Source organism: Brevundimonas diminuta 3F5N (assembly GCF_900163625.1).
Classification (GTDB): domain Bacteria; phylum Pseudomonadota; class Alphaproteobacteria; order Caulobacterales; family Caulobacteraceae; genus Brevundimonas; species Brevundimonas diminuta_A.
Map to the genome: position 1 here is coordinate 24483 of NZ_FUIE01000020.1, position 14059 is coordinate 38541.

General features: G+C 66.9%; 12 protein-coding genes. 4 read left to right on the top strand and 8 right to left on the bottom strand.

The window, feature by feature from the left end:
- Positions 1-6: 6 nt before the first annotated feature.
- From hflX to dusB, 6 genes are all read right to left on the bottom strand, one after another.
- Positions 7-1320, bottom strand: a complete 1314-nt coding sequence (gene hflX / locus FM111_RS03505) for a GTPase HflX (RefSeq protein WP_087139348.1) — start codon at positions 1318-1320, stop codon at positions 7-9.
- Positions 1321-1566 (bottom strand): RNA chaperone Hfq, encoded by a 246-nt coding sequence (gene hfq / locus FM111_RS03510; RefSeq protein WP_003164861.1) that lies wholly within the window; start codon positions 1564-1566, stop codon positions 1321-1323.
- Positions 1567-1676: 110 nt separating this feature from the next.
- Positions 1677-2537 (bottom strand): D-amino-acid transaminase, encoded by an 861-nt coding sequence (locus tag FM111_RS03515; RefSeq protein WP_087139349.1) that lies wholly within the window; start codon positions 2535-2537, stop codon positions 1677-1679.
- The gene (gene ntrX / locus FM111_RS03520) at positions 2537-3943 is read right to left on the bottom strand and encodes a nitrogen assimilation response regulator NtrX (RefSeq protein WP_087139350.1); all 1407 of its coding nucleotides are present in this window, start codon (positions 3941-3943) and stop codon (positions 2537-2539) included. The genes FM111_RS03515 and ntrX overlap by 1 nt, the downstream gene beginning before the upstream one ends.
- 10 nt (positions 3944-3953) lie before the next feature.
- On the bottom strand, positions 3954-6206 hold the full coding sequence (locus tag FM111_RS03525) for a sensor histidine kinase NtrY-like (RefSeq protein ID WP_087139351.1): 2253 nt from the start codon (positions 6204-6206) through the stop codon (positions 3954-3956).
- The gene (gene dusB, locus FM111_RS03530; RefSeq protein ID WP_087139352.1) at positions 6206-7255 is read right to left on the bottom strand and encodes a tRNA dihydrouridine synthase DusB; all 1050 of its coding nucleotides are present in this window, start codon (positions 7253-7255) and stop codon (positions 6206-6208) included. The genes FM111_RS03525 and dusB overlap by 1 nt, the downstream gene beginning before the upstream one ends.
- Positions 7256-7320: 65 nt before the next feature.
- Between dusB and FM111_RS03535 the strand changes: the two genes are divergently transcribed.
- Positions 7321-8463 (top strand): bifunctional 2-C-methyl-D-erythritol 4-phosphate cytidylyltransferase/2-C-methyl-D-erythritol 2,4-cyclodiphosphate synthase, encoded by a 1143-nt coding sequence (locus FM111_RS03535; RefSeq protein ID WP_087139353.1) that lies wholly within the window; start codon positions 7321-7323, stop codon positions 8461-8463.
- A gap of 8 nt (positions 8464-8471) precedes the next feature.
- Here the strand turns inward: FM111_RS03535 and FM111_RS03540 are convergent, their stop codons facing one another.
- Positions 8472-9752 carry an ATP-binding protein gene (locus FM111_RS03540; RefSeq protein ID WP_256968075.1) on the bottom strand — a complete coding sequence of 427 codons (1281 nt, stop codon included), beginning with the start codon at positions 9750-9752 and terminating at the stop codon, positions 8472-8474.
- Positions 9753-9775: 23 nt separating this feature from the next.
- Complete coding sequence (locus tag FM111_RS03545; RefSeq protein ID WP_087139355.1) at positions 9776-10429, bottom strand: response regulator; 654 nt, start codon at positions 10427-10429, stop codon at positions 9776-9778.
- Between the two features lie 61 nt (positions 10430-10490).
- On the opposite strand from FM111_RS03545, the gene dsbD reads away from it, so the two are divergent.
- The 3 genes from dsbD (at position 10491) to FM111_RS03560 (ending at position 14040) form a co-directional block, all read left to right on the top strand.
- The gene (gene dsbD / locus FM111_RS03550; protein ID WP_087139356.1) at positions 10491-12437 is read left to right on the top strand and encodes a protein-disulfide reductase DsbD; all 1947 of its coding nucleotides are present in this window, start codon (positions 10491-10493) and stop codon (positions 12435-12437) included.
- Positions 12434-13258 carry a TlpA disulfide reductase family protein gene (locus tag FM111_RS03555; RefSeq protein ID WP_087139357.1) on the top strand — a complete coding sequence of 275 codons (825 nt, stop codon included), beginning with the start codon at positions 12434-12436 and terminating at the stop codon, positions 13256-13258. Before dsbD ends, FM111_RS03555 begins: the two co-directional genes overlap by 4 nt.
- 101 nt (positions 13259-13359) lie before the next feature.
- Positions 13360-14040 carry a DsbA family protein gene (locus FM111_RS03560; protein WP_087139358.1) on the top strand — a complete coding sequence of 227 codons (681 nt, stop codon included), beginning with the start codon at positions 13360-13362 and terminating at the stop codon, positions 14038-14040.
- Positions 14041-14059: the final 19 nt, after the last annotated feature.

Here is a 14059-nt window from a genome sequence, read left to right on the forward strand (position 1 = left end):
ACAGGATCAGTCGATCACGTCCGGATACAGTCTTTCAAGCCGACCCAGCGCGGCAGGATGCAGCCGGACCGTCAGATGGACCCGGCCTTCCTCGTCCGTCTCGCGTCCCGTCACCCGCCCGTTGGCGTAGAGCCAGGCCAACAGGTCGCCACGATGCGGCTCGACCGTCAGATGCGTCTCCGGATCATCATCGATCAGGCCGGCGATGGTTTCGCGCAGGACCTCGATCCCCTCACCGGTCCAGGCGGACACGGCCACGGCCTGTCCCTCGCGCGCCAGGCGCTCGGCCTGGCCGACGACGGCTTCGCGGGTTTCGGGCTCCAGCAGGTCAATCTTGTTCCAGACTTCGAGGATGCGGCGCGTCTTGCCTTCGGGCGTCGGAATCTGCTCCAGCACCGCCTCGACGTCCTTGGCCTGGGCGGCGCTGTCGGGCGAGGCGATGTCGCGCACATGCAGGATCAGATCGGCCTCGCCGACTTCCTCCAGCGTGGCGCGGAAGCTCTCGACCAGTTCGTGCGGCAGGTCGGAGACGAAGCCCACGGTGTCGGCGATGATGGCCGGACGTCCCTGCGGCAGGCGGATGGTGCGCTGGGTCGTGTCAAGGGTCGCGAACAGCAGGTCCTTGGCCATCACCTCGGCCCCGGTCAGACGGTTGAACAACGTCGACTTGCCCGCATTGGTGTAGCCGACCAGGGCGACCGACGGGAACGGGACCTGCTTGCGCGCCTTGCGGTGCAGGCCGCGCGTGCGGCGCACCTCTTCCAGTTCGGCCTTCAGACGCACGATGCGGTCGGCGATCATCCGCCGGTCCAACTCGATCTGGGTTTCGCCGGGGCCGCCCGTGCCGCCCGTACCGCCACGCTGACGCTCCAGGTGGGTCCAGGTCCGAACCAGGCGCGAGCGTTCGTATTCCAGTCGCGCCAGCTCGACCTGCAGACGCCCTTCACGCGTGCGGGCCCGACGGCCGAAGATCTCGAGGATCAGTCCAGTCCGGTCGATGACCTTGATGTCCCAGAAGCGTTCCAGGTTGCGCTGCTGCACCGGGGTCAACTGGTCGTCGATGACGACCGCCTCGGCGTCGGCGGCCAGGATCAGCGCCGAAATCTCTTCCAGCTTGCCCCTGCCGATCAGTGTGGCGGGGGTCACGGAACGCAGGCGCACGATTTCCTGCGCCCGCACGTCAAGGTCCAGCGCCTGGGCCAGGCCCACGGCCTCTTCCAAGCGTTCGGTCGCATGGCGCGCATTGTCGCCGCGGCGGTCGGGGTGGATGACGACGGCCCGGATCAGCGGGACGGCGTGGTCAATGAGTTTGGAGGTCAATCAGTCTTCTTCGGCGTCGGGCTCGTACAGTTGCACGGGCGCGGACGGCATGATGGTCGAGATGGCGTGCTTATAGACTAGCTGCGATTGGCCATCGCGACGCAGCAGCACACAAAAGTTGTCGAACCAGGTGACGATGCCCTGAAGCTTGACGCCGTTGACCAGGAAGATGGTCAGCGGGGTCTTCGTCTTGCGGACGCTGTTCAGGAAGGTGTCCTGGAGGTTCTGTCGTTTGTCTTGCGACATGGCAGGTTGATCCTGTTCTTGGTCTTTTTCATCGGCGGCGGAATGGCCGCGAGGCGGGACGTCGCCCGCATCCGCGACCTTAGCCACGCCCCCGCCGGTGCGGCAACGCCTTAAATGGCTTCGCGGCGCGCCTGTTCCAGATAAATCTCGCGCAGACGGGTCGCCACTGGGCCGGGTTTGCCGTCGCCGATGCGGGTTCCGTCCAGAGAGACGATCGGCATGACGAAGGAGCTAGCGGCCGTGACGAAGACTTCGCGCGCGCGCTTGGCTTCCTCGACGCTGAAGGCGCGCTCGTCCAGTTCGATGCCTTCGGCCTCGACCAGTTTCATGATGGCGGCGCGGGTGATGCCGCGCAGGATATTGGCCTGGGTGTCGCGGGTTCGCAGCTTGCCGTTCTCGTCGATGATCCAGGCGTTGGTCGATGAGCCTTCCGTCACCATGCCCATTTCATCGAACAGGATGGCCTCATAGGCGCCGCGCTCGCGCGCCGCCTGCTTGGCTAGCGCGTTGGGCAGAAGGCCGACGGTCTTGATGTCGCAGCGGCCCCAGCGCATGTCCGGGTGGGTGACGCCGGCTGCGCCCTTGGCGGCCAGAGCCTCGCCCTTTCTCAGGTCGATCGACTTGGCGGTGATGATGACGCTCGGCGCCACGTCTTGCGGAAAGGCGTGGTCGCGCGGCGCCGTGCCGCGCGTGATCTGGATATAGACAATGCCGTTTCGCACCCGGTTCCGGCGGATCGTCTCGCGCAGCACGATGCCAAGGGAATCGGCCGACATGGGAATGTCGATCCGCAATTCCGTCAGACTGCGGGCCAGTCGGCTCAGGTGCCCCTGATAGTCGGCCAGCTTGCCATCAAAGACCGACCAGACCTCATAGACGCCGTCGGCGAACTGGAACCCGCGATCCTCGATATGGACCACGGCCTGACCGTGCGGCTGATAGATGCCGTTTACATAGGCGACCCTGGACATCAGGCGCCCTCTCCTTCTTCGTCTCCGCCGCGTGCGGGCGACACGCCCAGCGACTTAAGCTTGCGATGCAACGCAGATCTTTCCATGCCGATGAAGGCTGCAGTGCGCGAGATGTTTCCACCGAACCGCATGATCTGAGCCGACAGATATTCCCGCTCGAACACCTCGCGCGCCTCACGCAACGGCAGGGCGATGATGCGGTCGGCGCCCAGAGAGGTCGGGCTGGCGGACGACGCCACCTCCTGCGGCAGCATGTCCGCCGTAATCGGCTCGTCCGGACCGCCAGTCGCCAGGATCAGCAGACGTTCAATGTTGTTGCGCAACTGGCGCACATTGCCCGGCCAGGGGTGGACCTGAAGCACGGCCAGGGCGTCGTCGGCGATCCGCCGATGCGGCAACCCTTGAGAGGCCGAAAGGCTCTCCACGAAATACTCCACCAACTCGGCGATATCCTCGCGACGTTCCGACAGCGGCGGCACCCGGATCGGCACCACGTTCAGCCGGTGGAACAGATCCTCGCGGAAACGGCCTTCGCTGATTTCCACGCGCAGATCACGCGAGGTCGAGCTGATGACCCGCACATCGACCTGAACGTCCTGCTCGCCGCCGACCCGACGGAAGCGTTGCTCGACCAGTACGCGCAGGATGCGGCTCTGGCTTTCGCGCGGCATGTCGGCCACGTCATCCAGGAACAGAGTGCCGTTATGGGCTTGCTCGAAAACACCGATCTTACGCGGGCGGCCATCGACGCCTTCTTCGCCGAACAGTTCGACGTCTAGGCGTTCGGGCGCCATCCCGGCGGCGGAAATGGCGACAAACTCGGCTTTGGCGCGCGGACTCGCATCGTGAATCTGGCGCGCCGCTAGCTCCTTGCCGGAACCTGGCGGTCCCGAGATAAGGATGCGGCTGTTGGCTGGCGCGACCTTGGAAATGGTGCTGCGCAGGGTCTGGGCGGCGACGGATTTGCCGATCAACCCGCTGGGCGTCAGCGTCTGGGCGCGCAGGCGCCGGTTTTCACGCTTCAGCGCAGCCGCCTCGAGGGCGCGCTCCACCACCACGACCAGCCGGTCGGACTTGAACGGTTTTTCGATGAAGTCATAGGCGCCGCGCTTCAGGGCGCTGACGGCGGTTTCGATGTTGCCGTGGCCCGAGATCATGACGACCGGCAGGTCTTGATCCAGCTCGCGCACGACATCGAGCAGTTCCAGCCCATCAAGGCCGCCGCCCTGCATCCAGATGTCGAGCACCGCCAGCGACGGCTTGCGCGCCCGGATGGCGGCCAGAGCCTCGTCCGAATTGGCCGCCGTGCGAACCGAGTGGCCCTCGTCCTCAAGCAGGCCCGAGACCAGTTCGCGGATGTCCGCTTCGTCGTCAACGACCAGAATATCAGCACCAGTATTACGCATGACGCCTCGCTTAACTCGCCGCGCTCGTCGCGCCGGAAGCGCGATGAGCGGACTTATGGTTCTGGGTCAGTGGGAAGATCAGGCCTACCCGTGCGCCCGACAGTGTTTCCGCGTCAGCCAGCCGCAACTCGCCGCCGTGGTCCTCGCAGATGCGCTTGACGATGGCCAAGCCCAAGCCTGTGCCCTTCTTGCGCGTAGTGACATAAGGCTCAGTCAGCCGATCTCGATCCTTGGCCGGCAGGCCGACGCCATCGTCCTCAATCGTGAAAATAGCGCGCTCATCCTCAATCTCGAGCCTGGCGATGATGCCCAGCGCCCCTTCGGCAACGGGGTCGCGCGCTCGCTTGGCGCTGACGGCCTCGCCGGCATTCTTCAGGATATTGGCCAGAGCCTGCCCCACCATGCGGCCATCGCATTGCAGCACGACGCTGGGCAGCGGCTCCACCAAATCCACCTCGATATCGGGCATGGCGACGCGCTGGGCGAACACCGCCTCGCGCAGCATTTCAGCCGGGTTCTCCATCGAGAAACGTGGAGCCGGCATCCGCGCGAAGGATGAGAACTCATCCACCATTCGGCCGATATCGCCCACCTGACGGATGATGGTCTCAGTGCAGCGATCGAACACCTCGACGTCGTCGCCCACACGCTCGCGATAGCGGCGACGCAGGCGTTCCGCCGACAGCTGGATCGGCGTCAGGGGATTCTTGATCTCATGAGCGATGCGTCGCGCCACGTCGCGCCAGGCCGCGTTGCGCTGAGCCGTGACCAGTCGGGTGATGTCGTCGAATGTCAGCACCATCTCGCCGCCCTGTCCGCCCTCGATGCGGACACGCAGACGCATGGCCTCGCCATCGCGGCTGACGTCGATGTCTTCTTCGATGTGGGCCTCGCCACGCTCGGATAGTTCGCCCAGTTCCGGCGCAACCTCGGCCAGACGTAGCCCCTGCACCTGCTCAGGGTCGAGGCCCAGCAATTGACTGGCGCTGTCGTTAATAGCCGAAATGCGCCGCATACGGTCCAGGCCGATCACGCCCGCGCTGACGCCCGACAGAACGGTCTCGATGAACAGGCTGCGCCCCTGCGCCTCATCCGACGCGGTCTTCAACGCGGCCTGCTGGGTCTTGATGTCCTCTGTCATCCGATTGAAGGCTTCGGACAGGACGATGATCTCGGACGGCGCCCCTGAGTTGTCGACGCGCGCGTCCAGGTCGCCGCCGGCCACCTGATCCGCCGCCTTCACCAGCCGCCCGATCGGCGCAGAGATCGAACTGGCCGCCGACATGGCCAGCCAGACCGCCCCCACCAACACCAGCAGAGCCGTCTCCAGATAGCTGAGCGCAAAGGCCGCCTGAATGCGGGCGCGGCTTTCCTCGGCGGCGCGATAGGCAGTGATGGACTCCTCGCCGTTGCGCATCCGCTGGATCAGGCCCGGCGCCAGCGGCCGCACGACGTAGAGGTAGGCGTGACCGTAATCCGGCAACGGATAGAGGGCCCGAACCATGTCCGGGTTCTCTGTCACCGTCGTCGGCGCCACTTCGCCGCCGGCCACGGTTTCAAAAGCCTCGCGCGGCGGCGCGACATAAGGCGGCGCGCCCGGCTGTTCGCCGCTGGCGAGAACGCGCCCCTCTTCATCCAGAATGTAGAGCGCCGGATAGCCGAAGAAGTCGCCGATCTGCGACAGGGCGCGCGAGAACTGGATCCGGTTGTCGAACAGGTCGCGCACCCCGCCCAGTTCGGTCGCCATCGTCTCCAGATCGACCTCCAGCCCGGCGCCCACGTCGGCGACATAGGCGCGGCCGATCTCGGCCCCGTTCTCGACCGCCGAACGGACGTTTGTGCTGAACCACTGATCCACCCCCCGATTGACCAGCAGGCCGAACACCAGGGCGATCAGCACCGCCGGCACGACCGAGACGAGCGAGAAAAGGGTGACGAAGCGCAGGTGCAGGCGCGCACCTGGATCATTTCGATTGCGCGTGAGGCGCAGCACCCGCCCGCCGATCACCGCCGCCAGACCCGCGATCAGGATCAGATTGGCCAGAAGAATGAAGAGCACGACCTGACTGGCCGCCGTGCGCGCATCACCGCCCGCCGTGGCCCCAGGCGCGATGGCCACCAGCCAGATGGCGGCGGCCGTGATCAGAAACGCGATGGCGTAGGCGGTTCCGAACAAGGCCCGTGCGCGACCATCAGCCAAACGCCCCCAGAGCGAGCGCTCTGAAGTCTGTTGCTCAGCCGTGGAAACGGGCGTGTCCGACATCAGGCCACAGCTTCGAACACCTGTGGCTCGTTTTCAACATCGAAGTTGCTCAAATGTGTCACACCTAGCCATAGGTCGGTCAGGGCGGCCTCAACCTCTTTGGGCGTCTCCAGGCGACACAGACGGGCCTTGGCGGCGCGACGTTCCAGCGGATCGGCGGGCCAGGGCGCCTGTTCGATGTACCAGCCCAGATGCTTGCGGAACATCTTCAGCCCCAACGGTAAGCCGTAGAAGTCGGCCGATGCGCGCAGATGTTCGAGAACAATGGTCAGGCGCTCTTCGCGATCCGGTTCCTGAAGTTGCGTTCCGTCGATCAGCGCGCGTTCCAGATGCGCCGCCAGCCACGGCCGCCCATAGACCCCGCGCCCCAGCATCAGGGCGTCTGCGCCCGAACGGTCCAGCGCCTCGCGCGCCTGTTCGGCGGTGATGATGTCGCCGTTGACGATGACGGGGATGGCGACCGCCTGCTTGACCTCGGCCACGGCGTCCCAGTCAGCGACGCCGGTGTAGAATTGCTTACGCGTGCGGCCATGCACGGTGACGGCGGCGACGCCCAGCGCCTCGGCCCGGCGCGCCAGATCGGGGGCGTTGTGACTGTTCTCGTCCCAGCCCAGTCGCATCTTGACGCTGACCGGACGGCTGACGGCGCCGACGACCGCCTCCATGATCCGCGCGGCCTGATCGGGGGTGCGCATCAGGGCCGAGCCGCAGGCGGCGCCGGTGACTTCCTTGGCGGGACAGCCGAAGTTCAGGTCGATGATGTCGGCGCCCGCCGTCTCGGCCATGCGCGCGCCCTCGGCCATGGCCGCCGCATCGCCGCCGACTAGCTGGATCACCGTCAGCGGCAGGCCGCCGCCGACGGCGGCGCGCCGCACCACGTCGGGACGGGCGCGCGCCAGTTCAGCCGCCGCCACCATCTCCGTCGCCACATAGGCGGCGCCCAGCCTTGAGGCCAGCACACGGAACGGCAGGTCCGTGATCCCGGTCATGGGCGCCATCAGCACCCGCCCTGCGATCTTCACATCGCCAATCTGCAACCCGGTCGTCATGAGGCTCCTTAGCACCGATGAAGGCCCCTCTCGTCAAGCGGAACCGGGACGCCTAGAAGACCCGCATGGGATTCTCAGCGATCGTCGTCGCCGCCGGTTCAGGCTCCAGGGCGGGCGGCGCCAAGCAGTGGCGCGTGGTCGCCGGCAAGCCGGTCGTGCGCTGGTCGGTCGAGGCCTTGCAGGACGCCGGAGCGCGCGAAGTCGTCGTGGTGATCGCCGCCGGGGCCGAGACCGAGGCGCGCGACGCCCTGTCCGGCCTGAACGGTTGGCGGGCCGTCACCGGCGGAGACACGCGCGCCGCGTCGGTGTGCGCGGGCCTGTCCGCCCTGACCTGCGCCGACAGCGAACCCGTGCTGATCCACGACGCCGCCCGCCCCTTCCTGAGCACCGAAGTGATCGCGCGCCTGCTGGAGGGCCTGCATGAGGCCGACGGCGCCCTGCCCGCCCTGCCCGTCGCCGACAGCCTGCGCCGGGGCGATCAGGACATGGTCGTCGGCGCCGTCGACCGAGAAAACCTGTGGCGCGCCCAGACCCCGCAAGCCTTCCGTCTCAAGACCATCCGTGACGCCTATGCCGCCTGGCCCGCCGACGAAGCCGCCACCGACGAGGCCGCCGTGGTTGAGCGCGCGGGCGGCCGCGTCCGACTGATCCCGGGCGATCCGCGCCTGATGAAGCTGACCTATCCAGAGGATTTCGCCATGGCCGAGGCCCTATCCGCCGCCCGCACCGTCACCCGCATCGGTCAGGGCTACGACGTCCACCGCTGGGGGCCGGGCTCGTCCGTCTGGCTGTGCGGGGTCGAGATTCCGCACGACCAGACCCTGATCGGCCATTCGGACGCCGATGCAGGCCTGCACGCCCTGACCGACGCCATTCTGGGCGCCATCGCCGACGGCGACATCGGCGACCACTTCCCGCCCAGCGATCCCAAGTGGAAAGGCGCCTCATCCGACCGCTTCCTGGTCTACGCCGCCGAGCGGGTGGCCCTGCGCGGCGGGCGCATCGTCAATGTTGACGTGACCCTGATCTGCGAGCAGCCCAAGGTGAAGCCGCACCGTCTGGCCATGCGCGAACAGCTGGCGGAGCTGCTGAAGCTGCCGCTGGACGCCGTCAGCGTGAAGGCCACGACCAGCGAGGAAATGGGCTTCGTCGGCCGCAACGAAGGTTTGGCGGCGCAGGCCGTGGCCTCCATCGAAATGCCCGCCTGAAGCCTCCATCAGCCGCGCCGGATCGGCAGGCCGTGCAGTTCGACGCGCAACCCGCCCAGAGCCGACGGCGCAAAACGCACCGTCCCGCCGTGCGCCTTCATCGTCGACAGGACGATGGACAGGCCCAGACCGCTGCCGCCGATGGGGGCGTCGGCGGTGCGGAAGAAGCGACGACCCAGGCGCTCCAGATCAGCCGCTGACACGCCCGGGCCGTCGTCCTCGATCACCAGAACGGCGTCAGGCCCTTCGCCGACGACCGTCACGCAGATCCGTGTCCGCGCCACGCCACGCGCATTGGCCATCAGGTTGGCGACGACCGTTTCAAAGCGGTCCAGCTGAACGTGAAGCTCAAACTCTTCGCGCGGCAGATGCAGGCGGTCGTCGGCGCCCGTCGCCTGGAACAGGCTCCGCAGATCGATCCAGCGCTTGGCGGCATCGTCCACCGCCGCCTCGTCCTCGCGGGCGAGCGTCAGCAGGCCCGTGACCAGGCGCGCCGTCCGATCAACGGAGGTCTGGATCTGCTCCAGCGCGTGTTTGCGCACGGCCGGATCGTCCGTGACGGCTGCGATCTGGGCCTGCACCCGCAGACCCGCCAGCGGCGTCCGCAGTTCATGGGCCGCCGCCGCGGTGAACTCCGTCTCTCGACGACGCGCCTCGCTAACACGCGCAATCAGATCATTCAGCGCCGAAGCGAAGGGCAGCAGATCCTTGCCGCCCGGCGCGACGTCGATCGACGTCAGATCGTCAGCCCGGCGACTGGCGAGCGCTCGGGTCATCTGCTGAATCGGCCGCAGGCCCGCCCCCACCGACCACCAGATCAGAACGCCGAGCGCCAACAACCCCAGCACCGCCGGCGCCAGCAGGCCGGTGACGACGCTGCCCACCAGGTGTTCGCGGATCGCCAGATTGTCGCCTACCATCACGCGATAGCCGCTTTCAGGCATGTGGACGGTGTAGACACGCCAGCGCTGGCCATCGATCACGCGCTCGGAGAAGCCGTCCTCACCATCCGCCAGCATTTCCGTCGGAGCGCTGCGCGAGCGCGCGATCAGTTCTCCCTGCATCGACCATATCTGACAAGCCAGTTGGCGCTCATAGGCGGTAAGCGGGCGGCCCCCCTCCTCATTGGCTACAGGAGACAGGCTGCCCGGCCGCATCATGGACGACACCAGACGGGCCGATTCCATCAGCCGGCGATCCAGAACCCTTTGCACCTCATGGCGCGTCTGAATCTCGACCCAGACAACCGCGCCGCCCCACACCAACGCCGTGACAAGCGCGAGGATCACGAACAGCCGCATCCGAATGGACATCATTGGAGCGTGTATCCCAGGCCGCGCACAGTGCGGATGAAGTCAGCGCCCAGCTTGGCGCGCAGGTGATGGATGTGAACCTCGACCGCGTTCGAGCCGATGTCCTCCTGCCAGCCGTAGAGCCGCTCCTCCAACTGGCTGCGGGACAAGACATGGGACGGGCGCTCCATCAGGGCCTCAAGGATGGCGAACTCGCGTCGCGACAGATGAAGGTCGCCCTGCCCTCGCCAGGCCAGCCGCGACTTGGGGTCTAGCGTCACGCCTTCATGCGACAGCGCCGGTTGCGAGCGGCCCAGCAGGCGCCGACGAACCGCCCGCAAGCGCGCCGCCAGTTCATCCAGATCAAACGGCTTGCCGACATAGTCGTCAGCCCCTGTATCCAGACCGGCGATGCGATCGCGGCTGTCGTCGCGCGCCGACAGGATCACCACGCCGACGTCCATGTCCCGCTGCCGTACGAAGCGCAGGATTTCCAAGCCGTCGCCATCCGGCAGGCCCAGGTCCAGAACGACCGCGTCGAAACTCGAGCTTTCCAGCGCGGCCAGGGCGTCTTCGACCCTGGCGACCGGCTCGACGGTCCAGCCGCAGGCCCCCAGGCCGACGCGCAGTCCATCCGCCAGCACCGGATCGTCTTCTACAGCGAGCAATCTCATTGGCTATTGATGCGAAGCTCGGCTTAAGCCTGACTTAAGCTCATTCTCCGACCTGACAGGTATGAAGATCATTCTCGTACGCCTCCTCGCGGCCCTGGCCGTCCTCATGCTGCCGGCGCCGAGCCTGGCCCAAGGACTGGGCCAGGGCTTCGGCCAGCCGCTGCTTTCCCCCGAAGAGGCGTTCACCCTTCAGATCTCGCGAGAGGCTGACGGCGACATGGTGTTCGTCTGGAAGATCGCGCCGGGCCACTATCTCTACAAGGATCACACCGCCGCCACTGCGCCCGACGGCAAGACCGGGTTTCCTCTCCGCCTTCAGGCTGGAGAAAAGAAGGACGACCCCGGGTTCGGCGTCGTCGACATCTGGCGTGACGCTGGGCGCGCGGTTCTGTCAGCGGATGCGCTGAAGCGCGCGAACGATCCCGCGTCGATCAACATCACCTACCAGGGGTGCCTGGAAAACTCGATCTGCTACCCGCCGACCACCCGCACGGTCGACGTCCCCGCCCTGCCGAGCGCTCGGATCGCTTCGCGCGAGGCCGAGGCCGCGACGGCCCAGGCCGCCGCCGTGCTCGCTCTGCAGAAGGCTCCTGCGGCTCCAGCGACCGAGGCCGCCGAAACGATTGAGGCGGAGCCTACGCCTGTCGCTGCACCTGAACCGGGCGCCGTCGCGTCCACGCCCGCCATCCAACTTCAGCAGGATCAGGGCTTCGTCGATCGATTGGCGGGTCAGGGGGGAACGGCCTGGGTGCTGCTGGCCTTCTTCGGCTTCGGCGTTCTGCTGGCGTTCACGCCCTGCGTCTTCCCCATGTACCCGATCCTGGCTGGCGTCATCGGACGAGGCGTCGACGGGCAAGGCACGCGACGCGGCCTACTGCTTTCGGGCGCCTATGTCCTGGGCCTCGCCGTGGCCTTCGCCCTGCTCGGCGTCGCCGCCGCATGGTCGGGCCAGAACCTGCAGATGGCGTTGCAATCGCCATGGGCCGTGGGAGGCCTGGCCGTCCTCTTCGTCATCCTGGCGGTCTCGATGTTCGGCGCGTTCGAGCTTCAGCTGCCATCCGTCTGGACCAGCCGCCTGTCGCGCGACGCCGGAACGGGGCGTCGATCCGTAGCCTCTGCATCAGGCCTGGGTTTCCTCTCGGCCCTCATCGCCGGGCCGTGCGTCACCGCCCCGCTGGCAGGCGCCCTGCTCTATATCGCGCAGACCGGTGATGTCGTCCTGGGCGCAGCCGCCCTGTTCTTCCTGGGGCTGGGCAAGGGCGTGCCGCTGATCGTCTTCGGGACCGCTGGCGCGCGCTTCCTGCCCAGGGCCGGAGCATGGATGAACCGCGTGAAGATCGTCTTCGGCTTCATCTTCCTGGGTATGGCTTGGTGGCTTGCCAGTCGCATCCTGCCGCCTGTCGCGACCCTGGCGCTGGGCGCGGCCCTGTGCTTCACGACCGCTGCCGCCCTCGGCCTGTTCCGTCCGGCGGCGTCGGGCGTCCTGAACAGCATCGCGCGCGCGGCTGGCCTGATCACCGCCGTCTGGGGCGTGCTGCTGTTGATCGGCGTAAGCCTCGACGCCGTCAGTCCCTGGCGTCCTCTGGCGCCGCTGGCCCGGCCGGCCGTCGCGGCCAACGGCGCCTCGCCTCTCGCGGCCGTTCCGGCGGCGGTGGTCGCCGATAACGCTGCGCTGGAGACCGCCGTCGCCCAGGCGGCCACCAAATCCCGGCCGGCCCTCGTCTATTTCACGGCGGAATGGTGCGTCAGTTGCCGCGTGATGGAGCGCGAGGTTTTCCAGAACGGCGAAGTCCTGGCCGAACTCGGCGCAGTCGATCTGATCGAGGTCGACGTGACACACAGCACACCCGAAGTGCGCGATCTGCTCGACCGCTATGGCGTCGTCGGCCCGCCGACGATGATCTTCCTGTCGAAGACGTCAAAGGAAGCGCCTGACAGCCGCTTGGTCGGCGAGGTTCCGGCTCGCGCCGTCCTGACCTCGCTGGAGCGCGCAGGGGCGACCGAATGAACAGTCTGTCGCTCGGCCCCCTGGTCCTGTCCGGCGAACGTTTCGCCATCATCGTCGGCGTCGTCGTCTTCATGATCGGCTCCAGCATTCTGGTCAGCCGGATCAGCGGCCGCTTCAACCTGTGGAGCACGGTTGTCGCCATCGGCGGCGTCGCCGTCGCCCGCCTGGCCCACGTCATCGCCAACTGGGAATATTTCAGCGGCGACCCCATGCGCGCCTTCGCCGTGTGGCAGGGCGGGTTCGCCTGGTTCTGGGTTCTGCCCTTCGTCGCCCTGGCCACCGTCCTGCTTCTGAAGACCCGGCAGGAACGGGCCTGGGCGATCGCACCCGTGGCGGCGGCTGCCCTGGTCTGGGTCACGACGCATCAGTTGGCTTCGGCCACCGAGCCCCTGCCGCCCGCCCAACTGACCCTGGTCCAGTTGGAAGGGGCTTCGATCGACCTGGCCCAGCCGGTCAATCAACCCACCGTCATCAACATCTGGGCGACCTGGTGCCCGCCCTGTCGCCGCGAAATGCCGGCCCTGGCGCAGGCCGAGCAGTCTCACCCCGACGTCCGCTTCCTGTTCATCAATCAGGGCGAGAGCCGGGAGACGGTCGGCGATTATCTGACGCACGAGGGTCTGTCCCTACGGCACGTCCTGCTCGACACCGGCATGGCTCTACCGCGTCACTATCGTACGGTCGGCATTCCGGTGACGCTCTTCCTTCATGCGGACGGCAGCCTGGCGAAGGCGCACATGGGCGAGATCGCGCCCGAACAGATCGCCGCCGAGATCGCTCGCCTGAACAAGGCCTCGCCCGCCGCCTTAAGCGTGACTTAAGCGGGCGCCTCGACCAAGAAGCATCAACCGTCGCCTTGGCGCGGCCCCTCCCCGCCTAACCGTGCGGCCATGCGCCGAACGAAGCAGGAAAGCCTGACCCGATGAAGAACCCCGCCCTCGTCATGAAGCTCGCTGTCGCCCTGACCCTGGCCGCGTGCGGTCCGGCCGACGCTGGCAACGCCCCGGCGGCTGTCGCGGCGGCTGGAACGTCGGGCGCTCAGGATCTACCCATGGTGGCGGAGGTCGGCTTCAGCGACCTGCTGCGCGATCCGGCGACGCCGTTCATCGGCGGCGAGAACGCCGATATCATCATCATCGGCTTCATGGACTACAACTGTCCCTACTGCAAAATGATGATCCCGGAGTTGGAGGGCCTGATGAAGGCCGATCCCAAGGTGCGCATCCTCTACAAGGAATGGCCCATCTTCGGCGCCGTGTCCGACAACGTGGCTCGCCTGGCGATGGCCGCCAACTACCAGGGCAAGTACCATGAGGTGCACAAGGCCTTCATGAGCGCCAAGGGCCGCATCGAGACTGACCAGCAGGCGCGTAGCCTCGCTCGCGCAGCCGGGGTCGACATGAATCAGCTGGATCGCGACCTGGCCACGCACCGCGAGGAGATCGACGCCGTGATTCTGCGCAATACGCGCGAAGCCTCGGCCCTGGCCCTGAGCGGAACGCCCGCCTTCATCATCAACGGCAACCTGATCCCCGGCGGCATGCCTCAAGCGCAGTTGGAAGCCGTCATCGCCCGTATCCGTGCGGGCCAACCGCTGCGCTGATCCTTTAGGCTTCACTTTA

Bases quoted from the DNA above. Each gene is read 5' to 3' on its own strand.
- hfq (WP_003164861.1), bottom strand. From the start codon at position 1,566: ATGTCGCAAGACAAACGACAGAACCTCCAGGACACCTTCCTGAACAGC.
- FM111_RS03515 (WP_087139349.1), bottom strand. From the start codon at position 2,537: ATGTCCAGGGTCGCCTATGTAAACGGCATCTATCAGCCGCACGGTCAG.
- ntrX (WP_087139350.1), bottom strand. From the start codon at position 3,943: ATGCGTAATACTGGTGCTGATATTCTGGTCGTTGACGACGAAGCGGAC.
- FM111_RS03525 (WP_087139351.1), bottom strand. From the start codon at position 6,206: ATGTCGGACACGCCCGTTTCCACGGCTGAGCAACAGACTTCAGAGCGC.
- dusB (WP_087139352.1), bottom strand. From the start codon at position 7,255: ATGACGACCGGGTTGCAGATTGGCGATGTGAAGATCGCAGGGCGGGTG.
- FM111_RS03535 (WP_087139353.1), top strand. From the start codon at position 7,321: ATGGGATTCTCAGCGATCGTCGTCGCCGCCGGTTCAGGCTCCAGGGCG.
- FM111_RS03545 (WP_087139355.1), bottom strand. From the start codon at position 10,429: ATGAGATTGCTCGCTGTAGAAGACGATCCGGTGCTGGCGGATGGACTG.
- dsbD (WP_087139356.1), top strand. From the start codon at position 10,491: ATGAAGATCATTCTCGTACGCCTCCTCGCGGCCCTGGCCGTCCTCATG.
- FM111_RS03555 (WP_087139357.1), top strand. From the start codon at position 12,434: ATGAACAGTCTGTCGCTCGGCCCCCTGGTCCTGTCCGGCGAACGTTTC.
- FM111_RS03560 (WP_087139358.1), top strand. From the start codon at position 13,360: ATGAAGAACCCCGCCCTCGTCATGAAGCTCGCTGTCGCCCTGACCCTG.